This is a genomic window from Bacillus sp. Medicinal_06 (assembly GCF_056711665.1).
Genome location: NZ_JBWYHD010000061.1, coordinates 1 through 667 on the forward strand (window position 1 = coordinate 1; position 667 = coordinate 667).

Genomic DNA, 667 nt, shown 5'->3' on the forward strand with positions numbered 1-667 from the left:
ATGGATTAGGGCGAATCTAGGATAAATGGCGAGCCGTATACTCTGAGAGGAGTACGTACGGTTCCGAGAGGAGTTCTTGAAAACCTACTTCTGCGAAGAAGGAAAGGCGTCGGGTTCTTACTCTACACCACTCGATTTACAATATGCGGATGTCATTTTTACATTATCTCGTGAGAATTTTTTAAGTTGGATGGCATTAAATAGCGAGGAGGTTTTGTAGTGAACGCAATTAAATTTATTATTACAATCACATTAGAAGTAATTGGCATTTACCTTTTTTCCAAACTGGTGAGTTGGTCATTTATGGAGACATTTTTTCTAGGGAGTTTAGCTATATTTGCGGTTATATGGTTAATTATCATGAACATATCTCGTAACGCCAATATGGATCACGCTGTATACAAAGGCTTAACAGGTGTTGAAACAGGAGAAATAAAACCATTTCAAATCACTTTAAATCCATATATAACTAGTACTCTATCTCTTGTTGGCATCAGTCTTATTGCAACTATTGTTTATTATCTACCGTATTTCACATAAAAAACATACTAAGATTAGTAGTGCAGACCAAGGCATTGGTTCGCACTACTATTTTTTATATAGTAGAAGTGAAGAAAGGGTCGTGGGTGCTTTGGGATCTTGAATCCGTAAAAAAAACTGACCTTCT

General features: G+C 36.4%; 1 protein-coding gene. It reads left to right on the forward strand.

The genetic code is table 11. From position 1 onward, the window contains the following. Positions 1-219 precede the first annotated feature (219 nt). Positions 220-540 carry a hypothetical protein gene (locus AC1M36_RS28450; protein ID WP_336450053.1) on the forward strand — a complete coding sequence of 107 codons (321 nt, stop codon included), beginning with the start codon at positions 220-222 and terminating at the stop codon, positions 538-540. Positions 541-667: the final 127 nt, after the last annotated feature.